Below are 21,880 nucleotides of genomic sequence, written 5' to 3' on the forward strand. Positions count from 1 at the left end.
TGCACACCCCGACCGTGACAGTCGGCTGTACATCAATATTTACAATCTGTCGAACGATGAGGCGGGCGGTAAAGCGGAACACGCGAAAGCTGGCGTGAGTCGCGTCAAAAAAGTCGTGGGGTATTATATGGCAAGACGTTGCCCCTCTGAATTTGCCGCCGGTTTTCATGACGCTCCCCCCTTCCCAAGACACCACCGATATCCGCCTCGAACTGCTCAAAGCCTGGCTGCAAGGCCACGCGGCGCGCTATGCGCTGCAGCTCGACACGCTTGCCCCCGCTTCGTCCGATGCCAGTTTCCGCCGCTATTTCCGGCTCGCCGGTAAGGCCGCGGAAGGCGAAAGCGCCGCCACCCTGATCGCCGTCGATGCCCCGCCGCCCGAAAAGTGCCGCGAATTCGTGCAGATCGCCGGACTGCTCGATGCGGCCGGCGTGCACGTGCCGCGCGTGCTGGAGGTCGATTTCGACGCCGGGCTGATGCTCGTCACCGATCTGGGCACCGCGTCGTACCTCGGCGCGCTGATCGACGCGCAACAGGCGAACGACCCGCGCCGCGCCCGTACGCTGATGCGCGACGCGCTCGACGCGCTGATCCGCTGGCAGCTGGGTTCGCGCGAAAACGTGCTGCCGCCGTTCGACGAAGCGTTCCTGCGCCGCGAGATGGAGTTGATGCCGGAGTGGTTCATCGGCCGGCACCTGGGCCGCGAGCTCGACGACAAGACACGCGGGCTGCTCGATCGCACGTTCGCGCTGCTGATCGCGAGCGCGCGCGCGCAGCCGCAAGTGTTCATGCTGCGCGATTTCATGCCGCGCAATCTGGTGGTTGCCGCGCCGGATCCGCGACATCCCGCCGCCAACCCCGGCGTGCTCGACTTCCAGGACGCGGTGTACGGCCCGATCACGTACGACGTCGCGTCGCTGCTACGCGACGCGTTCCTCGGCTGGGACGAGGAGTTCGAACTGGATTGCTTCGTGTACTACTGGGAGCGCGCGAAAAAGGCCGGCTTGCCCGTCGATGCCGATTTCGGCGAGTTCTACCGCCAGATCGAATGGATGGGGCTGCAACGGCACATCAAGGTGCTGGGGCTGTTCTGCCGGATCAACTACCGGGACAACAAACCGCATTACATGAAGGATCTGCCGCGTTTCATCGGCTATGCGCGCAAGGTGGCCGAACGCTACGCCCCGCTGCGCCCGTTCGCCAAGCTGCTCGACGATCTCGAAGGCCGCGCGAATGAAGTCGGCTACACGTTCTGACCAACAACAATGTCCTTGAAGAAAGCGATGATTTTCGCCGCGGGCCGCGGCGACCGCATGCGTCCGTTGACCGACGCCTGTCCCAAGCCGTTGCTCCGGGTGGGAGGCAAACCGCTGATCGTCTGGCAGATCGAACGGCTCGCGCGGGCCGGCTTCCAGACCATCGTGATCAATCATGCATGGCTCGGCGCGCAGATCGAAGCCGCGCTCGGCGACGGTTCGCGCTGGCAGGTCGAATTGCGCTACTCGGCTGAACACGAGGCGTTGGAGACGGCGGGCGGCATCGTGCAAGCGTTGCCGCTGCTGGAAGACGACGGCGCGAGCGAAGTGTTCGCGGCAGTCGCCGGCGATGTGTACGCCGATTTCGATTACGCGACGCTGAATGCTCGCGCCGACACCCTGAAGAGGCTCTCCGAGCCGGGCATGCATCTGGTGATGGTGCCGAATCCGGCGTTTCATCCGCACGGCGACTTCGGTCTGGTTGACGGCGTGCTGTCGCTCGACGCACAGCCCCGCCTGACGTTCGGCAGCATCGGGCTTTACGACACGCGCATGTTCCGCGATCTGCCGCGCGGCACCCGGCGCGCGCTCACGCCGTATTACCGTGAGACGATTGCGCGCGGCCTCGCGAGCGGCGAGTTGTACGAAGGCTTATGGGAGAACGTCGGCACGCCTGAGCAGTTGCAGGCGCTGGATCAACGGTTGAGCGCGCGCTGAGCGCAGCGAGTCGGGGGTCACTCCGAAAGCGTCGAGCAGAGCGCCGGCATCGTGCGGCGCTGTGCTCGATGTGCAACGCCACACGTTCGCGCCCGGCATTCGAACGCGCGGTCAGCGTCTACCTGCAGCGCTCGCTACTCCAGCCGCCTCGCGCCTTCCGCAAGCAAGCCAACACAGCGCGGCCCGCTCATCGTCCGCCATCCCCCGCCCCCGCCGTTTCCACCAGCTCCGGCGCCGCCGCCGCGCGCTGCTGCAACGCCCACATCTGCGCGAACAGGCCGTTCGCGCTCAGCAATTGCGCATGCGTGCCGCGCTCGACGATGCGCCCCTTGTCCATCACGATGATCTGCTGCGCGTGCACCACCGTCGAGAGCCGGTGCGCGATGATCAACGTCGTGCGCTCGCGGGCGATCTGATCGAGTTCGTGCTGGATCGCGCGCTCGGAACGCGAATCGAGCGCGGAGGTGGCTTCGTCGAACAGCAGGATCGGCGGATTTTTCAGGACTGTCCGCGCAATCGCGACGCGCTGCTTCTCGCCGCCCGACAATTTCAGCCCCCGCTCGCCGACCGGCGTCTCATAGCCCTTCGGCAGCCCTTCGATGAAGTCGTGGATATGCGCCGCGCGCGCCGCCGCGATCACTTCTTCCCGCGTCGCCGACGGCCTGCCGTAAGCGATGTTGTAGTAGATCGAATCGTTGAACAGCACCGTATCCTGCGGCACGATGCCGATCGACGCGCGCAGCGAATCCTGCGTGACGTCGCGAATATCCTGACCGTCGATGACGATCGCGCCGCCCGTGGCGCGGTCCAGATCGTAGAAACGAAATATCAGCCGCGCGAGCGTCGATTTGCCCGAACCGCTATGGCCGACCACCGCCGTCGTGGTGCCCGCGGCAATCGTGAAGCTCACGTCGTGCAGAATCTGGCGCGCCGGCTCGTACGCGAAGTTCACGTGCTCGAAGCGTACCTGTGCGCCGCTCACCCGCAATGCCGGCGCATCGGCGAGATCGGGCACTTCCTGGCTCGCGCCGAGCAGCGTGAACATGCGGTCCATGTCGGTGAGACTCTGCTTCAGCTCGCGATACACGACGCCGAGGAAATTCAGCGGAATATAAAGCTGCAGCATGAAGGTGTTGATCAGCACCAGATCGCCGAGCGTGAGGCGTCCGGCCATCACGCCTTGCGTCGCGCGCCACAGAATGAACACGAGCCCCGTGCCGATGATCGCCTGCTGTCCGAAGTTCAGCGCCGATAACGAGCGCTGCGATTTGATCGCCGCCGTGCGATAGCGCCTGAGATTTTCGTCGTAGCGGCTCGCTTCCCACGCTTCGTTGCCGAAGTACTTGACGGTCTCGTAGTTGAGCAGCGAGTCGATCGCGCGCGAGTTCGCCTTCGAATCGAGATCGTTCATCGTGCGGCGAAAATGCGTGCGCCACTCGGTCACCTTCACCGTGAAGACGATGTACACCGCGAGCGCGATGAACGTGACGATCGCGTAATACGCCTCGTATTTGACGACGAAAAACCCGAGCACGAGGCCGACTTCGACCAGCGTCGGCAGAATGCTGTACAGCGAATAGGAAATGAGTTGCGTGATGCCGCGCGTACCGCGTTCGATGTCGCGCGACATGCCGCCCGTTTGCCGTTCGAGATGGAACCGCAGCGACAACGCATGCAAATGGCGAAACACCTTCAGCGCCAGTTGCCGCACCGCGCTCTCGGTCACTTTCGAAAAGAGAATCTCACGCAGTTCGGTGAAGAGCGACGTGGACAGCCGCACCACCGCATAGGCGACCACCAGCAGCCCGACGCCGCCCAGCAGCACAATGGCCGGCGAGTCGTGCGCGCGGCCGAGCGCGGTCAGATGCTGCACCGACGCGAGGCTGTCGACGATGCGCTTCATCACGATCGGCACGCCGAGATTCGCGACCTTCGCGCCGATCAGGCAACTCAGCGCGAAACCGACCCGCCATTTGTAGGTAGCGAGGTACGGCAGCAGCGAGAGGATCGTCTGCCAGTCGTTGCGAGGCTGGGTGGAGATCGGCGAGGGTTCGGACGAGGACGGGCGGCGCATGGGGGTCTGCAAGGGGGAGAGGGTGGAGATGCCGGAGTTCGCAGCGGCGCGCCGAGCGCGGCATGCCGATCCGGCACACTGCTTTGTCGCGCGACCCCGCTGGGCGCTTTCCCGTACAATTCCTGATCTTTCTATTGTCGCAGAAGCCGGCTGGCGCCGCTTTTCATGGGCTGTCGGCCGTGCCGGATGGCCGGGTTTCCCGCCGCCCGCCGCCCGCCGCAGTCGTCGTGAAATTGCCGCCTGCTGCGCGAGCCGACCGAGCCAATACGTTTCTCAAGGGTGTCCCGATGACCGATCTTCTTCAACTGCCGTCCAAGCCTTGCGCGCTGCGCGTCATGCCTCAACCGTCGGACGCGAATGTCCACGGCGACGTGTTCGGCGGCTGGATCATGGCGCAGGTGGATATCGCCGGCTCGATTCCGGCGAGCCGGCGCGCCAACGGACGGGTGGCGACCATCGCGGTCAATTCGTTCGTGTTCAAGCAGCCGGTGTTCGTCGGCGATCTGCTGAGCTTTTACGCGGATATCGTCAAGACGGGCAATACGTCGGTGACGGTGTCGGTCGAGGTCTACGCGCAGCGCATGAGCCTCACCGAAGACCTGGTGAAGGTCACCGAGGCGACCCTCACCTACGTCGCCACCGACAGCGACCGCCGCCCGCGCGCGCTGCCCGTGCTCGATTGAAGAGGCTCTGCGGCCACGCAAGGAAAACGAGGCGCCAAGGCGCCTCGTTCCGTTTTACACGTGCTACCCGGATGGGTGAGCGCACGCGGCGCGCAGCGCTTTACTGGCTCGCTGCCGCGCCAATGCCCGCCTTCTTCTGCGCGTTCTGAATGTCGGTCGGATAATTCGGATCGTTGCGCGACGGTTGATAGCCGTGCGCCTCAAGTTGTTTCAGCTCCGCGTTTTTCCTCTCCCGCGCCTGCTTGCGCGCGGCCTTTTGCTCGGCCTTTTGCTCGGCCTTTTGCTCGGCCTTGGTGGTGGCTGCCGGTTTCGACGCGGCCATCGGCTTGGCTGCATCCGAATCAGCGCCGGCCGGGCCGCCGCCCCCGCCGCCGGTTTGCGCGAACGCCGGCGCCGCGCACGCCACACTGATCACCAACGATGCCAGCAACACAGCCCGTTTCCTTGCAGGTGAAGACATCATGTTTTCTCCAGTCGGATTGGCGAATCGCTAGCTTCGCGGTTCCCTGCAAAGCCGGCGATAGGAACCACGAATATAGCCGACCGAAGCGCCCGCGCAAACCGCCGTGATCCTCCAGCGCGAGGCCTAGGCGGCGCGAACCGGCGCCGTCGTCGGCGAACCGCCGCCACGCAAATAAGCGTCGACCTGGCCTTCGATCCACTGCGCGAAAGGCGCCTGCCCGGCATTGAGCACCTCGCGCTGCTGCCACACAAGCCAGTATGGATAGCGGTACGGCACGCGAATATCCGTGATCTGCACCAGCGCGCGTTGCGCCAATGCATGCGCGACCAGACTGCGCCGTTCGAGCGCGACGCCCTGCCCGAGCAAAACCGCGCCGATCACGATGTTCGAGTCGTTCGCCGATAGCACCACGGCGCGGGCGGCGGGCGCCGCGACCTGCGCCGCCTGACACCAGTCGGTCCACGGTGCGTCGGGGCTGGAGATCAGCGGACAGGCGAGCACGTCTGCCGCGGTCACCGGCAAGCGGCCATTCGGCCCGAGCGCGAAATGCGGCGCCGCGACCACCACCATGTCGTCGTCGAACAGTTTTTGTTGCGCGACGTCGGGCCAATGCCCCTGCCCCATGCGGATGCCGATATCGCTCACGCCCTGGCGAAAATCCTCGACCTGCAGACTGGTCACTAGACGCAGCCGGTAGTACGGGTGCGCGTCGCGAAAGCTCGCGAGGCGCGGCACCAGCCAGTGCTGCGCGAACGACGGCACCGTCGAGATCACCAGTTCGCTGTCGTCGGGGCGCGCCTGCGCGCGGCGCGTCGCCTGGGTGATGTCGCGCAGCGCCGCGCGGATGTCGAGCGCGTACAGCCGTCCTTCCTCCGTGAGCCGCAGCCCGCGCGCCTCGCGGATAAACAGCGTGACACCCATCGCATCTTCGAGCACCTTGATCTGCTGGCTCACCGCCGAGTGGGTCACATGCAATTCGCGCGCGGCCTGGGTGACGCCGCCCAGGCGGGCGACGGCCTCGAAGCAGCGCAGCGCGGTCAAAGGCGGGATCGGTTTCATGTTAGGAATTCTGACGGAAACCGTCGGTAATTGTCGCTTTTTTTGGCGCGCCGGGGCGTCTAATCTATCGGCTTGGCGCGCGCACAATTCGCGTCGGCGCGCAATCGCCGGACCCGTCGGCCCAGCGGCGCGCGATGATAGAACTTCTAACAGGAAAGAGATGAAATTGATCGGAATGCTCGATTCGCCCTACGTGCGGCGAGTCGCTATCTGCCTCAAATTGCTGAAGCTCGATTTCGAACACGAGTCAATTTCGGTTTTCAGCACCTACGACCAGTTCGCGAAAATCAACCCGGTCGTCAAGGCGCCGACGCTGATCGCCGACAACGGCCTCACCGTCATGGACTCGACGCTGATTCTCCAGTACCTGGCGACGCTCGCCGGGCCGGGGCAGCGGCTATTCCCCACCCGCCCCGACGACGCACTGCGCGCGGCCCGCCTCACGGGGCTCGCGCTCGCCGCGTGCGAGAAGACGGTGCAGATCGTCTACGAGCGCAATCTGCGGCCGGCCGACAAGCAGCATGAGCCGTGGGTCGAGCGCGTGCGCGCGCAATTGCTCGCCGCTTACGCGGAACTCGAACGCGAACTTTCGGCCGCCGCGCTCCCGACCGGGCAGGACCCGTTCGACGCGACCGACGTGACCATCGCGGTCGGCTGGCATTTCACGCAGATGATGTTGCCGGAGATCGTCAACAAAGCGGCGTACCCGCACTTGCAGGCGTTTTCCGCGTTCGCGGAGGAGCTGCCGGTGTTCCGGAGCACGCCGGCGGTGTGAGTGGACGCGCCCGGGGGCCGGGGCGGCCGATCAGGCCGTCTCCAGCTCCCGCGCCACGCCCCCTTGCAGCAACTCGGAGATCGCATCCGTCGACAGCGGCCTCGCGAAGTAGAACCCCTGCATCTCGTCGCACGCGCGCTCTTTCAGGAAGTCGAGCTGCGCCGACGTTTCCACACCTTCCGCGATCACGTTCAGCTTCAGCGAATGCGCGAGCGCGATGATCGCCGATGTGATCGTCTCGTCGTCGCCCGACAGGCCGATGTCCGCGACGAACGAGCGGTCGATCTTCAGCCGGTCCACCGGGAAGCGCTTCAGATAGCTGAGGCTCGAATAGCCGGTGCCGAAATCGTCGATCGCGAGACCGATACCGAGCGCGTGCAGTTCGTTGAGCATCAACACCGCTTCTTCGGCGTTGCGCATGATGGCGCTCTCGGTCAGCTCCAGTTCGAGATATTTCGGTTCGAGGCCGGTCTCGGTCAGCACCTGCATCACGAGCTTCGTGATATTGCGTTGCTGGAACACCCGCGCCGACAGATTCACCGACACCCGCGTCGGCGGCAAGCCCTCGTCCTGCCAGGCCTTGTTCTGGCGACACGCTTCACGCAGCACCCACTCGGACAGCGGGCCGATCAGACCGCTCTCCTCCGCCAACGGAATGAACGCCGACGGCAGCACCAAGCCCACCTCCGGATCGCGCCAGCGCACCAGCGCCTCGATGCCGACAATCTGTCCGCTGAGAATATCCACCTGTGGCTGGTAGTGCAGCAGGAACTCGTTGTCGCGCAACGCGCGACGCAGGCGCCGTTCGAGACTCAGCCGCGCGCCCGCGCTCGCGTTCATCTCCGGCTGATAGAACTGGAACGTATTGCGGCCCATGTCCTTCGCGCGATACATCGCGAGGTCGGCCTTCTTCATCAGCGTTTCGGCGTCCTCGCCGTCTTGCGGGAAGAGGCTCGCGCCCATGCTGCAACCCACGTACAGCTCGGTGCCGTCGAGCCACACCGGCTCCGAGATCGACGTGCGCACCCGCTCCATCCACGCGATCAACGACTGTTCGTCGACGGTATCGGTCATCACGATCACGAACTCGTCGCCGCCGTGCCGCGCCACCGTGTCGCTGGTGCGCGAGCAGCGCGCGAGCCGCTCGGCGACCACGCGCAGCAGACGGTCGCCGACGCTATGGCCGAGGCTGTCGTTGACGTTCTTGAAGCCGTCCAGATCGAGAAATACGACCGCGACGCCCTTGTGACTGCGTTGCGCGATGACGAGCGCATGCTCCAGCCGGTCGCGCAGCAGGTTGCGATTCGGCAGGCGCGTGAGGCCGTCGTAGTTCGCCTGGTATTCGAGCTGTTCCTGGTAGCGGATCAGATCGGTCACGTCGTTGATCACGCCGATGTGATGCGTGATCACGCCTTCGGCGTTCGGCACGGGTGCAATGAACAACTGATTCCAGAACAGCGCGCCGTCCTTGCGATAGTTGCGCACCACCGCGCTCCCTTCGCGATTGGCCGCCAGCGCCTGGCGGATCAGCGCGACGCCCTCCTGGTCGCGGTCGTCGCGTTGCAGCACGCGGCAATCGTGGCCGATCACTTCGGCGGGATCGTAACCGGTGATGCGCATGAACGCCGGGTTCACGTATTCGATCAGATTACCCGTGGGCGACGGCGCGGTGATCAGGATCGCGTTGACGCTCGCGTCGAGCGCGCGGCTTTGCAGACGCAACGCGAGATCGGCGCGCTTGCGCTCGGTGATGTCCGTGTACGACCCGAGCACGCCGATCACGCGCCCCCCGCCGTCGGTGAAGGGCAGCTTGCTGGTGACCGTGGTGTGGTGCACGCCGTCGATCACCACGTCGACTTCGAAGTTCATCTTCGGCACGCCGGTGCTGACCACTTCCTTGTCGTGGTCGCTCAGCAACTCGGCAAACGCGCGCCACGGCAGATCGGCGTCGCTTTTGCCCACCACCTGCTCGGGATACGCGAGCCCCGCATCGCGCGCGAACGCCATGTTGCAGCCGAGATAGCGCGAGCTCAGATCCTTCCAGAAAATGCGCTGCGGAATGTTGTCGATCACCGCTTCGAGCATCTGATTGGACCGCTGCGCTTCGGCTTCGGCTTTGATCTGGTCGGTGACGTCGTCGGCCAGCACGAAGAGCGCCGCGCGGCCCACAAAGTTCAGCGGGTGATACGACACGTCGACGCTGATGATTGAACCGTCCTTGCGCCGGTGATGCCAGATGCCCGCCATCGTACGGCCGCGCGGCACCGCGCCCGCGCGTTGCAGATACGATTCGAGACGCGCGATCTCGGCATGCGAGCGGATCGCGCGAATCGTCATGCCGAGGAATTCGTTTTCCGTATAGCCATATTGCTGGATCGCAGCCGCGTTGACGGCGAGAAACCGCAGCGTCTCGCGATCGAAGACATACATCGGCACCGGGTGGTCGTCGAACAGGCCGCGAAAGCGCTCGTCGTTGCGGCCGAGCGCGCGGACCGTGCGCAGCTTTTCGCGCGCTCTGCTCTCGCGCGCGCCGAACGTGAAGATCAACAGCGCGCTGCCGGTCAGCATCGTTACGATCAGCAGGAACATGGCGCGCCGCGTATCGCTCGCCGAGACCGCGAGCGCCCGCTGCAACGCCTGGTCTTCGTCGCTGCGCAGCGCGGCCAGCGCGTCTTCCACGCGATCGAGTTCGAGACCGAGGCGTGTGTACGTCGACGCGGCCCAGGCGCGCGACGCATTCGGTTCGGTGGCGGCGGCGCTGACGGCCGCGGTCGTGGCCGCGCTTTTCAACAGCGCGTCGTCGATGTCGCGTTGCAGCGCGTGGCTGTCCGCGCTCAGCCTGGCCAGCGCGTCGAGCATGTGCGGCTCGCCGGCGAGTTCCTGACGCAGTTCACGCTCCAGACCGGCGAGCGATGTCGCCATCGCAGCGGCCGCATTGACCGGCACCGGCTCGCCCGATGCCTCGAAACGGCCGAGCGCGGCCAGCGCCCCCTCGAGCGCCAGGTGGTAGCCGTCGATGTGCTGGCGCACGCTCGTCGAACGCAGCATGCGCTCGGCGGCGTCGCGCTGGCCGCAAATCTGCGTGTAGGCGACGAACGCGTTCGCCCCGACCGCGGCTACGACGACCGCTACGTTGATCAGCAGCCGCTTCGATAAAAAAGGAGTCATGGATTCCGAACGTCAATCGTTCCGAGGGCGGGAGCGCGCGGTCGCTTTCGGTGCGTCGGGCCGCATCGATGCGAGTCTTTTTACGCGCCAACCTATGGATAACGGCAGCGTTCGGAGCGGGTTGAGGGTGGGGAGTGAAAAAAAGCGTAAGGGATGGGGTGCGGTAGTTGGTCGGCCTGCGGGCTGCCGGACTGTGATAGGCGTGGCTAACGAGTCCGGGGAGCGGCGCCGTACGTGATCGGTGATCGAGCGCGTGACTTGCCGGAATTCAACGCCGTTTGTGAACTGGCGTATCTACCTGCCGGGACTGACTTGGCTAACCTGCCGGAACTGAACTGCCGCGCCTGACCAGCCGCTGCTGGCCGGTCCCATTTGGCCGGTCTGACGTAGCCCCGGCCTTGCGTGGACGCTCTCATCTCGCCGGTCGCACCTGGCCCATTGCTCTAGCCGGCCGCACCTAGCCGGCCGCACCTAGCCGGCCGCACCTAGCCGGCCGCACCTAGCCGGCCGCACCTAGCCGGCCGCACCAAATTCCTTCATCGCTGGCACGAAGTCGTGACTCACCTCCGGCTTGCGCGACAGCTTGGCGAGCACGTAGCGCTTGAACGGCGCAAGCTCGGCCCAGTGGGCGACGCTCGGCGTGGCGAGCCCCGCCAGCCCCGCATGAAGCGCGACGCCGTCCGGCACGCTATCCGTGCAACGCCAGGCCGGCGCCTCCTCGGGCGTGAACCACTCCGGCTCGACATTCGCGTGGGTGCGCAGCATTTCGAACAGCGCGTGATCGAAATTCGGCTCGATCTCCGCGTCTTCCTCGACCGGGAAGCGCGCCAGCAGCTTGCGGTCTTCGAGCGGCAGCAACTGCCACTGCGCGAGCGTGATGCGCAGCCCGAAGCGGTCGAGGTTAAAGCGCACCGACATCGGGATATAGGTGAAATTCTCCGAAGACTTGACCTCGAAGTTGAACAGAAGCGGTGCTTCGTTGAGTCCCATGACAGTGCTCCTCCTGATGGCGGACAGCGCGCGAGCGCAGCTTGAGGTATTTTAGAACCTTATTTGCGCAAGGGCGGGCATGGCTGGGCAGCGCCGCAAGCCGCGCAGCCCCGTAGGGCCATGCTCATGTCAATGGGCACGCTCGCGCGGCATCAAAGGAGGAAAGCAGCTTGAACGAACAGGAAACAGCCGGACAGCCGGGCGCGGTGGAGCGCCAGGTGCACCGGCATCGCGGCGCGGCGGTCGAAACCGTCACCGATCATGTCGGTCAGGAGTGGCCGGTCGCGCTCGTCTTCAACGGCATTTCGCACGCGGTGATGATGTGCACGCCGCGCGATCTCGAAGCGTTCGCGGTCGGATTCGCGATTTCGGAAGGGATTGTCGAGCGCGGCAGCGACATTCAGGATATCGAGGTCGAGCTGCATGACGACGACGAATTGCCGCACGCCGAAGTGCAACTGCAGGTGGTGCAACAGGCGTTCGTCGCGCTGAAGGAGAAACGCCGCGCGCTGGCCGGGCGGACCGGCTGCGGCGTGTGCGGAATCGAAAGCATCGATCTGCTCGACCTGAAGCCGGAGCGGGTGCCCGACACCGGCTTCCTGCAACGGCTCGCGCCGGATGCGATTGCGCGCGCCGCCCGCGAACTGCCCGGGCACCAGGCACTGACGCGGCTGACGGGCGGCCTGCACGCAGCCGCATGGTGCGACGCGGCGGGCGCGATCCGTTACGCGTTCGAGGATGTCGGCCGTCACAACGCGCTCGACAAGCTGATCGGCCAGCTCGTGCTCGATCGCGCGGATACCCGCGACGGCTTCGTGTTTCTGTCGAGCCGCGCGAGCTACGAGCTGGTGCGCAAGGCCGCGCGCGTCGACGTGCCGATGGTCGCCACGATTTCCGCGCCGTCGTCGCTGGCGATTGCGATTGCCCGCAAGGCGGGCGTGCGGCTCGTCAGCTTCTGCCGCGAAGGCAGCTTCGTCGACTACGACACGTTGCAGCCAGCGCGGACTTGAATGAATGAAGCGTGACGACGGTTCCCGCTGCCTCGCCGCTCAGAGGCGGCGCCTCAGTCGAACTGCCTGAAGTCCGGCTTGCGCTTCTCGAAGAACGCCTTGAACGCCTCACGCGCTTCCGGCGCGAGCAGCATCTTGCCGAAGTGCACCGCTTCGTCCGTCATCTGCGTTTGCAGTTCCTGGTGGCTGGCGTGCTTCATCAAACTCTTCGTCACGCGCAACGACGACGCCGGCAACGCAGCCAGCTTCGCGGCCTGCGCGGCGGCGAACGCATCGACCTCGGCGGCCGGCAGCACGCGATTCACGAAACCCATGCGGTGCGCCTCGGCCACGTCGAACGCCTCGCCGAGCAGCAGCTTTTCCGCCGCGGCCTGATAGCCGGCCACGCGCTGCAACAGCAGACTCGACGCCGCTTCCGGACACAGCCCGAGTTGCGTGAACGGCAGCGAAAAGCTCGCGGTATCGGCCGCATAGACCAGATCGCAATGCAGCAGCAAGGTCGTGCCGACGCCGACCGCCGGTCCCGCCACCGACGCCACCACCGGCTTCTCCGCCGAGCTGATCGCGCGCAGGAACTGGAACACCGGCGCGTTTTCGCCCATCGGCGGCGTCTTCATGAAATCTTCGAGATCGTTGCCGGCGCTGAAGATGCCCGCGCTGCCGCGAATCAGAATGGCGCGCACCGACGGGTCGCCGTGCGCCTCAACCAGCGCGTCGGCCATCGACTGATACATCGCGGCCGTAATCGCGTTCTTCTTGCCGGGCCGGTTGAAGGCAATCGTCAGCACGCCATCGGCGCGTTCGACCAGAATATCCATCGTCATCTCCTTCATCTCCTCATGCTGTTGCTGAGAAAGTAAAAACGGTTCGCAAGCCTCATGGCCTGCGAACCGTTCTGCGCTCGTCAAGGAATCACTGCGGGACTCACCGTGTGAACCGGCTTATAGACGCTCGATGATGCCCGCCGCGCCCATCCCGGTGCCGACGCACATCGTCACCATCCCGTACTTGTAGTTGCGGCGGCGCAGGCCATGCACCACCGTCGACGCACGAATCGCGCCCGTCGCGCCCAGCGGGTGGCCGAGGGCGATCGCGCCGCCCAGCGGGTTGATCTTCGACGGGTCCAGACCCAGGTCCTGAATCACCGCCAGCGATTGCGCGGCGAAGGCTTCGTTCAGTTCGATCCAGTCGAGGTCGTCCTGCTTCAGCCCGGCGGCCTTCAGCGCGGCCGGAATCGCTTCCTTGGGGCCGATGCCCATGATTTCCGGCGGCACGCCGCGCACGGCGAAGCTGACGAAGCGCGCGAGCGGGGTCAGGTTGAATTCCTTGAGGATCTTTTCCGACACGACGATCAACGCGCCCGCGCCGTCCGACGTTTGCGAGCTGTTGCCCGCCGTCACCGAGCCTTTGTTCGCGAACACCGCGCGCAGCCGGGCGAGACCTTCGAGCGACGTGTCCGCGCGCGGGCCTTCGTCGAGCGAGATTTCGCGCGTCTGTACGCGCACTTCACCGGTCGCGAGATCGGGGAAGCGTTCGGTGATCGTGTACGCGGCGATTTCGTCGTTGAATTCGCCGGCCTGCTGCGCGGCGATCGCGCGGCGGTGCGATTCGACCGAGAACGCGTCCTGTGTTTCGCGGCTGATCTTCCAGCGCTCGGCGACTTTCTCGGCGGTCAGTCCCATGCCGTACGCAATGCCGATGTCCTCGTTGCGATCGAAGATATGCGGCGACAGCGACGGCTTGTTGCCCATCATCGGCACCATGCTCATCGATTCGCAGCCGCCTGCGATCATCGCGTCCGATTCGCCGACACGGATGCGGTCGGCGGCCATTGCCAGCGCGGTCAGGCCCGACGCGCAGAAGCGGTTCACCGTGACGCCGCCGACCGTGTTCGGCAAGCCGGCCAGCAGCGCGCCGATACGCGCGACGTTCAGCCCCTGTTCCGCTTCCGGGATCGCGCAACCGACGATCGCGTCTTCGATCACCTTGGTGTCGAGCCCGGGCACCTGCGCCACGGCCGATTTGATTGCGTGCACCAGCAGTTCGTCGGGCCGCGTGTTCTTGAACATCCCGCGCGGCGCCTTGCCGATCGGCGTGCGGCTCGCGGCGACGATGTATGCGTCTTGCAATTGCTTTGCCATTTGAAGCTCCTTTGTCGATGGGAGTTAGCGCTTTAGCGCTTACTCCCATCCCATGCGGTCTTTATCGCGGTCGACCGGAGTTGGCGCTTTAGCGCTTACTCCTGTCCCATGCAGTCTTATCGCGGTCGACCGGAGTTGGCGCTTTAGCGCTTACTCCGGTCCCATGCAGTCTTATCGCGGTCGACCGGAGTTGGCGCTTTAGCGCTTACTCCTGTCCCATGCAGTCTTATCGCGGTCGATGGGAGTTAGCGCTCCAGCGCTTACTCCCATCCCATGCATATGTTTGCTGTCACGTCGTCGCTCAATTGCGCACCGGCTTGCCGGTTTGCAGCATGCCCATGATCCGTTCCTGCGTCTTCTGCGTGCCGAGCAGCTCGACGAATGCTCGGCGCTCGAGCTGCAGAAGCCATTCCTCATCGACCAGACTGCCCGCTTCCACATCCCCACCGCACACCGCTTCCGCGATGCGGCTGGCAATCAGAAAGTCATGCTCGCTGATAAAACGGCCATCGCGCATGTTGACAAGCGATGCCTTGATAGTCGAGACCGCCGAGCGGCCCGCCACCGGCACCTGCGCGACCCGCAGCGGCGGACGATAACCCGCCGCGGCGAGCGCGCGCGTTTCCTTCTTCGCGACATCGAGCAGTTCGAACACGTTGAACACGATCGTGTCGGACGGCTTCAGATAGCCCATTGCGCGGGCGTCGAGCGCGGAGGCCGAGACCTTCGCCATCGCGGCGTTTTCGAACGACTTCTGCAGGAACTTCAGCAGGTCGCTGGTCGCGCCGACCTGCGTGGCGGCTTCCGCCGCGCGCAGCGCCGCTTCCTTCAGGCCGCCGCCGGCGGGCACGAGACCCACGCCGACTTCCACCAGACCCATATAGCTTTCGAAGTGTGCGACCCGCTTCGCGCTATGCAGCGCCAGCTCGCAGCCGCCACCGAGCGCGATGCCCGACACCGCCGAGATCACCGGCACGCTCGCATACTTCACGCGCAACATGCCTTGCTGGAACTTCTTCACGAACGGCTCGATGCCCTTCGCGCCGCCCATCATGAACGCGGGCATCGCTTCTTCGAGATTGGCGCCGGCGGAGAACGGGCCGCCCGGCGTGCCGAGTTTCAGCGACGTCGGCTGCCACACCACGAGGCCCTTGTAGTCCTGTTCGGCCAGTTCGATGGCCTGCGTCAGACCGTCGATCACCGACGGTCCGATCGTGTTCATCTTGCTCTTGAACGACACGATCAGCACGTCGTTCTCGCCCGCGCGATCGTCGACCCATGCGCGCACGGCGTCGGTTTCGAACAGCGTCTTGCCGTAGGTCTTAGGATCAGCCGCGGTTTCGCCGGCGAGCGGCGCACGGAACACCTGCTTGTCGTACACGGAAAGTGACGAGCGCGGCACGAAGGTCTTCGAAGCCGGCGACCACGAACCTTCGTTCGTATGCACGCCGCCCTTTTCCGCCACCACACCTTCGAGCACCCACGGCGGCAGCGGCACGTTCGACAGCGCCTTGCCCGCCGCGATGTCTTCCTGGACCCAGTCGGCGACCTGCTTCCAACCGGCGGTCTGCCAGCCTTCGAACGGGCCTTCGTTCCAGCCGAAGCCCCAGCGGATCGCCAGATCGACGTCACGCGCGTTGTCAGCGATCGACTCCAGATGCACGCCGATGTAGTGATACACGTCGCGGAAAATCGCCCACAGGAACTGAGCCTGTGGATGCTGCGATTCGCGCAGCAGCTTCAGACGCTCCGCCGGCGGACGTTTCAGGATGCGGCCGACCAGTTCGTCCGCCTTCGCACCGCCGTCGACGTACTCGCCCGTCTTCGGGTCGAGCACCTTGATCGCCTTGCCTTCCTTCCTGTAGAAACCGCCGCCGGTCTTCTGACCCAGCGCGCCCTTCTTCACCAGTTCGGCCAGCACGGCCGGCGTTTCGTAGACCGGGAAGAACGGGTCGTCCTTCAGCGTGTCCTGCATCGTCTTGATCACGTGTGCCATCGTGTCGAGACCGACCACGTCGGCGGTACGGAACGTGGCCGACTTCGCGCGGCCCAGGCGCGAGCCGGTCAGGTCGTCCACTTCGTCGAAGCGCAGACCGAATTTCTCGGCTTCCGTGATAACGGCGAGGATCGAGAAAACGCCGACGCGATTGGCGATGAAGTTCGGCGTGTCTTTCGCCCGCACGACACCCTTGCCGACCACGCTCGTCAGGAACGTTTCGAGTTGATCGAGAATGTCGGGGCGCGTCGTCGTGGTCGGAATCAATTCGACCAGGTGCATGTAGCGCGGCGGATTGAAGAAGTGCACGCCGCAAAAGCGCGCCTTCAGTTCATCCGGGAAACCTTCCGACAACGCCGTGATCGACAGGCCGGACGTGTTGGTCGCGAAGATCGCGTTCGGTCCGATGTGCGGCGCGACTTTCTTGTACAGGTCGTGCTTCCAGTCCATCCGTTCGGCGATCGCTTCGATCACGAGATCGCACTCGGCGAGCTTCGCGATGTCGTCGTCGTAATTGGCGGGGTGGATGTATTGCCCGTCGTCCTTCACGCCGAACGGCGCGGGCGACAGCTTCTTCAGATTCTCGATCGCCTTCAACGCGATCGCGTTCTTCGGGCCTTCCTTGGCGGGCAGATCAAACAGAAGCACGGGCACCTTGGCGTTGATCAGGTGCGCGGCGATCTGCGCGCCCATCACGCCGGCGCCGAGCACGGCTACCTTGCGAATGATCAGATTGCTCACGTCGTTCCTCCGGGAATTGATGCGGATGTCGCGAAGTTTCATGGACGCTTCGCGATGTGTGGCAGGTGGGGCGCCGCGGCTGCGACACGCGCGGCGCCTGCTTTGAGGTGGAAGCGTTAGAACAGCGCTTCTTCGATGTCCATCAGCGACTTCGAACCGGCGCGCGCCTGACGGATCGTCATCGCCGTTTCTGGCAGCAGCTTCGCGAAGTAGAAGCGCGCGGTGGCGAGCTTGACCTTATAGAACGGATCGCCCGATGCTTCCTTGTCCAGTGCGATGCGCGCCATGCGCGCCCAGAAGTACGAGAACACCAGATGGCCGACGGTGCGCAGATACGGCACGGCCGCGGCGCCGACTTCGTCCGGATTCTGCATCGCCTTCATGCCGATTTCCATCGTGAGCTTCTGCACCTTTTCGCCGATGTCGGCGAGCGGGTTGACGAACTCCTGCATCTCCGGCTTGATGCCTTCGGCTTCGACGAATTCCGTCACGAGCTTGCCGAACGTCTTCATCTTCACGCCCATGTCGCCGAGAATCTTGCGGCCGAGCAGGTCGAGCGCCTGAATCGCGTTGGTGCCTTCGTAAATCATGTTGATACGCGCATCGCGCACATACTGCTCCATGCCCCACTCGGCGATGAAGCCGTGGCCGCCGTAGATCTGCATGGCGTGATTGGTGCTTTCGAACGCGTTGTCCGACAGGAACGCTTTCAGGATCGGCGTGAGCAGCGCGACGAGATCGGCGGCTTCCTTGCGCACCGCTTCGTCGCCGTGCGACAGTTCCTTGTCGATATGCAGCGCGGACCAGTACGAGAACGCGCGCGCGGCTTCGGCGTAGGCCTTCTGCGTGAGCAGCATGCGGCGCACGTCGGGATGCACGATGATGGGGTCGGCGGCTTTTTCCGGCGCCTTCGGGCCGGTCAGCGAACGCATCTGCAGACGCTCTTTCGCGTACGTGAGCGAGTTCTGGTACGCGACCTCGGTCAAACCTAGGCTCTGCATGCCGACGCCCAGGCGCGCGGCGTTCATCATCACGAACATCGCGTTCAGGCCTTTGTTCGGCTCGCCGACCAGCCAGCCCTTCGCGTTGTCGAGATTGATCACGCAGGTCGCGTTGCCGTGAATGCCCATCTTGTGTTCGATCGAGCCGCACTTCACGCCGTTGCGCTCGCCCGGCTCGCCCGCTTCGTTCGGCACGAACTTCGGCACGATGAAGAGCGATATGCCCTTGGTGCCCGTGGGCGCATCCGGCAGCCGCGCGAGCACCAGGTGAACGATGTTTTCCGCGAGATCGTGCTCGCCGCTGGAGATGAAGATCTTCGTGCCGCTGATCGCGTACGAGCCGTCGCTGTTCGGCTCGGCCTTGGTGCGCAGAATGCCGAGGTCGGTGCCGCAATGCGGCTCGGTCAGACACATCGTGCCGGTCCAGACGCCTGCGACCAGCTTCGGCAGATAGCGCTGCTGCAACTCGGGCGTGCCGTGCGCATGCAGACACTCATACGCGCCGTGCGAGAGGCCGGGGTACATCGTCCACGCCTGATTAGCCGAATTCAGCATTTCATAGAGCGCGTTGTTGACGAAGGCGGGCAGCCCCTGGCCGCCGTATTCCGGATCGCAGCCCAAGGCGGGCCAGCCGGCTTCGACATACTGTTGATACGCTTGCTTAAAGCCCTTCGGCGTAGTCACGACGCCGTCGCCGACGTACGTGCAGCCTTCCTGGTCGCCGCTTTGATTGAGCGGGAACAGCACTTCGGAGCAGAACTTGCCGGCCTGTTCGAGCACCGCGTTGATCGTATCGGCGTCGAGATCGGCGTGCTTCGGCATCTGCCTGATCTCGGCTTCCACGTTAAGCAGCTCGTGCAACACGAATTGCATGTCGCGCAGCGGCGCGGCGTACTGTCCCATGACTCTCTCCAAAGTTTGACAAGAAGCCGGGCTGTTAGCTGAGTCCGTGGACCGGAACTTTCTGCGCCGCTAAATGCGGTTGATTTCCAGCGACGCTGCTAACGGCTTTCGCTTTGATACGAAACAATCAGTTTTTCCAGCGCGGCCCACGTGAGACGCACCGCATCCGGCAAGTGCAGGAAGCGCGCATCGTGATGCAGGCCGAGCGTGAAGCTGTACAGTTCGAAAAGCATCAACTGCGGATCGGTGTCGGCGCGCAGATGCCCTTCTTCCATTGCCTGCGAAATCGCGCGCGTGAGCGCCGCACGCCAGATCGTCACGCTCGACACCAGTTGCTCACGCACCGGGTTATCCGCGCGGTCGTCGTATTCGACGGCGCCGCTGATGTAGATGCAACCGGTGGTGACTTCCTGGATGCGCTTCTCGATCCAGCGGGAAATCATCGCGCGCAAGCGCGGCAAGCCACGCGGCTCGCGCAAGCTCGGAAAGAACACCTCGTCTTCGAAACGACGGTGATATTCGCGCACGACTTCGACCTGCAAATCCTCGCGCGATCCGAAATGCGCGAACACCCCGCTCTTGCTCATCTGCATGCGCTCGGCAAGCAGGCCGATAGTCAGACCTTCCAGTCCGTCGCGGCTTGCCAGATCAAGTGCCGCATCGAGAATCGCGACTCGCGTTTGTTCGCCTTTTCGCATAGCTGTTTTTTACCGTTCTAATGTGACCGAAAGAAAATCGAACGGCCGTACTATTATTGAGCGCTGCCGTCCGCGAAACAAGGACTTTATTAGAAACCGGTTTCTAACCGGCTTCAATTCTGCGGCATCCGTCAATCAGACGAATCAGATTTTTTAGAGGCGTTTGCCTTGACACAAGGATTGCCATTCCGGGTGCTTGCCTTGCCGATTGTCGCAACCGGCCGACATGATGCAGCAAGTGGGGGGAAATCAAGAAGGATTTGATGAACAGCGAAGGGGTTGGCACACGGCTGTTCGAGAAATTGCGAATGCAGCCACCGTGGATGGCGGCTGCGAGCGAGAGGTCGGCTTTACAGGGGGGGCCGTTGCCAGCGCGCTCAAAACGACGGCCTGACGGCTAGCGTGACGAGCGAGAGGCTCGCCGCAGCGCAAGCAACCGTCATTCAGCAACCGCCGGGAAGCGCTGCCGCAGCGCCGCGGCGACCCGCTCCAGCACAGTGTCCCAGTCGCCGCGCTGCGTCTGCGTGAAAAGACGCAGGCCGGGATACCAGGGACTGTCGTCCCGGCCGCGCAGCCAGCGCCAGCAGCCCGCGAAGCGGTTGAGCAGCCAGACCGGCTTGCCCATTGCGGCGGCAAGATGCGCCACCGAGGTATCCACGGAAATCACCAGATCGAGGTTGTCGATCAGTGCAGCGGTATCAGCAAAATCCGTCAGTTGATGGGTCCAGTCGGTCAGACGTGCGTGGCTGGCCGGGTCGGCGAGCTTGGCGGGATCCTCGCTCTTTTGCAGGCTGATCCAGTGCACGTGGCGCTGCGCAAACAGCGGCGCGAGCTGCGCAACCTGCCGGCTGCGCAGCCGGTCCAACGCGACGCCAGAATGGCCGCCCGCCCACACCACGCCGACACGCGGTAAATGCCGCGTGTCCGGCAGCGCTTCGAGCCGTGCGCGCCATTGCGCGGCGCGTTGAGCGTCGGCATGCAGATAGGGAAGCGCGGCCGGAATGGTGGTCAGCCGTGTCTGGAACGCCATCGGCAGGGACAGCAGCGGACAATAGCGGTCCCAGCTGCTCACGTCCTGCACCTCGTCGAGCAAAATCAGGCCCGGCCAGCGTACGCACAACGACTGCTTGTACAGGCGCCGCAACGGCCGTGGGCACACATAGCCGACCTCGGAAAAATGCTCGAGCGCCATCGGCAGGTAGCGCACGAACTGCAGGCTGTCGCCATAGGCTTGCTCGTTGAGGACCAGCAGACGTTCGCCGCGCGCACGCCCCGAGCGCACGGCGAGCGGAGCGCTCGGCGCCTCGCCCGACCAGCGCGGCAGCGCCACTTGCACGGGCGCCTGCGCGGGTCGTCCATCGGACAGCTTGAAGCTGACCCAGCGGTCTTCGAAATACGGCCACGCGTCTTCATAGCGGCCGGTCGCGAGCAAAGTCATCGCCAGGTTGTTGCGCGCGACGAGATTGGCGGACGATAACTCGATGGCGCGCCGGTAGTGCCGCTCGGCATCCTCCAACGCGCCGAGGTCCGCATAGCTACGCCCGAGGTTGTTATGCGCCGCCGAATGGGTCGGCTCGATTTCGAGCGTTCGACGGTAGCTGATTGCCGCTTCGTCGAGCTTGCCGAGATGTTGCAGCGTCAACGCGAGGTTGTAGTGGAGCGCGGCGAAGTCCGGCTGCAACGCGAGCCCTTGCCGCAGACTGTCGACGGCACCCGGAAAGTCGCCGAGTTTGAGTTGAATCGCGTAGAGCGTGTTGTACAGGATCGGCTCGGGACGAAGCTGGATGGCGCGTTCGAGCCAGCGCCGCGCGCTTTGCGTGTGGCCCGACGCAAGCGCGAGCAGGCCTTGCAGATGGATAGCCCCGACATGCTCGCCATCCTGCCCGAGAATTCGATCGGCCAGCATCTGTACCGTGTCGAGGCGACCCGCTTGATAGGCCGCCATGGCTTCGTCGTGAAGGCTCGACGTGTCGTCGGGGTGGATAGTCGGAGGAACGCGCATTTTGACGAGCGAGCGTCCATGACGCGCCGGTCCGGCCACCGTGAGCGGCACGAACCCGGCGGCGAACACGGGTTGATGATGAACAGGGTTTCAGCGGCGCGCGTGACGCGGCGGGCCGTGCGATTTCCATCAAGCAGAGATTATGGTGGGGCTACTGCGGGGAGTCTTTAGGAGCGTTCTGAAATGCGTCGTGATGTGCCGGC

16 protein-coding genes are annotated in these 21,880 nt (G+C 64.5%); 5 read left to right on the top strand and 11 right to left on the bottom strand.

The features are described 5' to 3' along the window. Positions 1-167 precede the first annotated feature (167 nt). A complete protein-coding gene (locus PQR02_RS26660) occupies positions 168-1,256 on the top strand; it encodes an aminoglycoside phosphotransferase family protein (RefSeq protein ID WP_408238311.1) in 1,089 nt (362 codons plus the stop codon). Between the two features lie 9 nt (positions 1,257-1,265). Beyond that, on the top strand, positions 1,266-1,973 hold the full coding sequence (murU, locus tag PQR02_RS26665; protein ID WP_408238314.1) for an N-acetylmuramate alpha-1-phosphate uridylyltransferase MurU: 708 nt from the start codon (positions 1,266-1,268) through the stop codon (positions 1,971-1,973). Positions 1,974-2,160: 187 nt separating this feature from the next. Here the strand turns inward: murU and PQR02_RS26670 are convergent, their stop codons facing one another. Next, the gene (locus PQR02_RS26670) at positions 2,161-4,047 is read right to left on the bottom strand and encodes an ABCB family ABC transporter ATP-binding protein/permease (RefSeq protein WP_408238317.1); all 1,887 of its coding nucleotides are present in this window, start codon (positions 4,045-4,047) and stop codon (positions 2,161-2,163) included. 287 nt (positions 4,048-4,334) lie between these two features. On the opposite strand from PQR02_RS26670, the gene PQR02_RS26675 reads away from it, so the two are divergent. Beyond that, positions 4,335-4,730: an acyl-CoA thioesterase gene (locus PQR02_RS26675; RefSeq protein WP_149668418.1), complete on the top strand. Its 396-nt coding sequence runs from the start codon at positions 4,335-4,337 to the stop codon at positions 4,728-4,730. A gap of 100 nt (positions 4,731-4,830) precedes the next feature. Here the strand turns inward: PQR02_RS26675 and PQR02_RS26680 are convergent, their stop codons facing one another. After that, positions 4,831-5,193, bottom strand: coding sequence for a DUF4148 domain-containing protein (locus PQR02_RS26680; protein ID WP_408238320.1), 363 nt, complete (start codon positions 5,191-5,193; stop codon positions 4,831-4,833). Between the two features lie 123 nt (positions 5,194-5,316). After that, positions 5,317-6,252 carry a LysR substrate-binding domain-containing protein gene (locus tag PQR02_RS26685; protein ID WP_408238323.1) on the bottom strand — a complete coding sequence of 312 codons (936 nt, stop codon included), beginning with the start codon at positions 6,250-6,252 and terminating at the stop codon, positions 5,317-5,319. Positions 6,253-6,412: 160 nt separating this feature from the next. Here PQR02_RS26685 and PQR02_RS26690 point away from each other — a divergent pair, with 160 nt between their 5' ends. Then, positions 6,413-7,027 carry a glutathione S-transferase gene (locus PQR02_RS26690; RefSeq protein ID WP_408238326.1) on the top strand — a complete coding sequence of 205 codons (615 nt, stop codon included), beginning with the start codon at positions 6,413-6,415 and terminating at the stop codon, positions 7,025-7,027. 30 nt (positions 7,028-7,057) lie between these two features. Here PQR02_RS26690 and PQR02_RS26695 read toward each other — a convergent pair whose 3' ends face one another. Together PQR02_RS26695 and PQR02_RS26700 are read right to left on the bottom strand one after the other, a co-directional pair. Beyond that, positions 7,058-10,195, bottom strand: coding sequence for a sensor domain-containing protein (locus PQR02_RS26695; RefSeq protein ID WP_408238329.1), 3,138 nt, complete (start codon positions 10,193-10,195; stop codon positions 7,058-7,060). 513 nt (positions 10,196-10,708) lie between these two features. After that, on the bottom strand, positions 10,709-11,185 hold the full coding sequence (locus tag PQR02_RS26700; protein WP_408238332.1) for a nitrate reductase associated protein: 477 nt from the start codon (positions 11,183-11,185) through the stop codon (positions 10,709-10,711). A 170-nt stretch (positions 11,186-11,355) separates the two neighbouring features. On the opposite strand from PQR02_RS26700, the gene fdhD reads away from it, so the two are divergent. Continuing rightward, the gene (gene fdhD, locus PQR02_RS26705) at positions 11,356-12,195 is read left to right on the top strand and encodes a formate dehydrogenase accessory sulfurtransferase FdhD (protein ID WP_408238335.1); all 840 of its coding nucleotides are present in this window, start codon (positions 11,356-11,358) and stop codon (positions 12,193-12,195) included. A 53-nt stretch (positions 12,196-12,248) separates the two neighbouring features. Here the strand turns inward: fdhD and PQR02_RS26710 are convergent, their stop codons facing one another. The 6 genes from PQR02_RS26710 to PQR02_RS26735 form a co-directional block, all read right to left on the bottom strand. Next, a complete protein-coding gene (locus tag PQR02_RS26710; protein ID WP_408238338.1) occupies positions 12,249-13,019 on the bottom strand; it encodes an enoyl-CoA hydratase in 771 nt (256 codons plus the stop codon). Positions 13,020-13,136: 117 nt separating this feature from the next. Beyond that, positions 13,137-14,336 (bottom strand): acetyl-CoA C-acyltransferase, encoded by a 1,200-nt coding sequence (locus PQR02_RS26715; protein ID WP_408238341.1) that lies wholly within the window; start codon positions 14,334-14,336, stop codon positions 13,137-13,139. Between the two features lie 301 nt (positions 14,337-14,637). Continuing rightward, the gene (locus PQR02_RS26720) at positions 14,638-17,073 is read right to left on the bottom strand and encodes a 3-hydroxyacyl-CoA dehydrogenase/enoyl-CoA hydratase family protein (protein WP_408238344.1); all 2,436 of its coding nucleotides are present in this window, start codon (positions 17,071-17,073) and stop codon (positions 14,638-14,640) included. A gap of 116 nt (positions 17,074-17,189) precedes the next feature. After that, a complete protein-coding gene (locus PQR02_RS26725; RefSeq protein WP_408238347.1) occupies positions 17,190-18,977 on the bottom strand; it encodes an acyl-CoA dehydrogenase C-terminal domain-containing protein in 1,788 nt (595 codons plus the stop codon). Positions 18,978-19,075: 98 nt separating this feature from the next. Then, complete coding sequence (locus PQR02_RS26730) at positions 19,076-19,675, bottom strand: TetR/AcrR family transcriptional regulator (protein ID WP_408238350.1); 600 nt, start codon at positions 19,673-19,675, stop codon at positions 19,076-19,078. 439 nt (positions 19,676-20,114) lie between these two features. Then, positions 20,115-21,677 carry a tetratricopeptide repeat-containing glycosyltransferase family protein gene (locus PQR02_RS26735; protein WP_408238389.1) on the bottom strand — a complete coding sequence of 521 codons (1,563 nt, stop codon included), beginning with the start codon at positions 21,675-21,677 and terminating at the stop codon, positions 20,115-20,117. Between the last annotated feature and the right edge of the window lie 203 nt (positions 21,678-21,880).

The sequence above is a fragment of the Paraburkholderia sediminicola genome (assembly GCF_046026895.1).
Lineage (GTDB): Bacteria > Pseudomonadota > Gammaproteobacteria > Burkholderiales > Burkholderiaceae > Paraburkholderia > Paraburkholderia sediminicola_C.

What these genes read in the sequence shown, in the direction of transcription:
- murU (WP_408238314.1), top strand. Translation starts at nt 1,266, where the DNA reads ATGTCCTTGAAGAAAGCGATGATTTTCGCCGCGGGCCGCGGCGACCGC.
- PQR02_RS26660 (WP_408238311.1), top strand. Translation starts at nt 168, where the DNA reads ATGACGCTCCCCCCTTCCCAAGACACCACCGATATCCGCCTCGAACTG.
- PQR02_RS26695 (WP_408238329.1), bottom strand. Translation starts at nt 10,195, where the DNA reads ATGACTCCTTTTTTATCGAAGCGGCTGCTGATCAACGTAGCGGTCGTC.
- PQR02_RS26700 (WP_408238332.1), bottom strand. Translation starts at nt 11,185, where the DNA reads ATGGGACTCAACGAAGCACCGCTTCTGTTCAACTTCGAGGTCAAGTCT.
- PQR02_RS26725 (WP_408238347.1), bottom strand. Translation starts at nt 18,977, where the DNA reads ATGGGACAGTACGCCGCGCCGCTGCGCGACATGCAATTCGTGTTGCAC.
- PQR02_RS26730 (WP_408238350.1), bottom strand. Translation starts at nt 19,675, where the DNA reads ATGCGAAAAGGCGAACAAACGCGAGTCGCGATTCTCGATGCGGCACTT.
- PQR02_RS26685 (WP_408238323.1), bottom strand. Translation starts at nt 6,252, where the DNA reads ATGAAACCGATCCCGCCTTTGACCGCGCTGCGCTGCTTCGAGGCCGTC.
- PQR02_RS26735 (WP_408238389.1), bottom strand. Translation starts at nt 21,677, where the DNA reads ATGCGCGTTCCTCCGACTATCCACCCCGACGACACGTCGAGCCTTCAC.
- PQR02_RS26670 (WP_408238317.1), bottom strand. Translation starts at nt 4,047, where the DNA reads ATGCGCCGCCCGTCCTCGTCCGAACCCTCGCCGATCTCCACCCAGCCT.
- PQR02_RS26710 (WP_408238338.1), bottom strand. Translation starts at nt 13,019, where the DNA reads ATGACGATGGATATTCTGGTCGAACGCGCCGATGGCGTGCTGACGATT.
- PQR02_RS26675 (WP_149668418.1), top strand. Translation starts at nt 4,335, where the DNA reads ATGACCGATCTTCTTCAACTGCCGTCCAAGCCTTGCGCGCTGCGCGTC.
- PQR02_RS26680 (WP_408238320.1), bottom strand. Translation starts at nt 5,193, where the DNA reads ATGATGTCTTCACCTGCAAGGAAACGGGCTGTGTTGCTGGCATCGTTG.
- PQR02_RS26690 (WP_408238326.1), top strand. Translation starts at nt 6,413, where the DNA reads ATGAAATTGATCGGAATGCTCGATTCGCCCTACGTGCGGCGAGTCGCT.
- PQR02_RS26715 (WP_408238341.1), bottom strand. Translation starts at nt 14,336, where the DNA reads ATGGCAAAGCAATTGCAAGACGCATACATCGTCGCCGCGAGCCGCACG.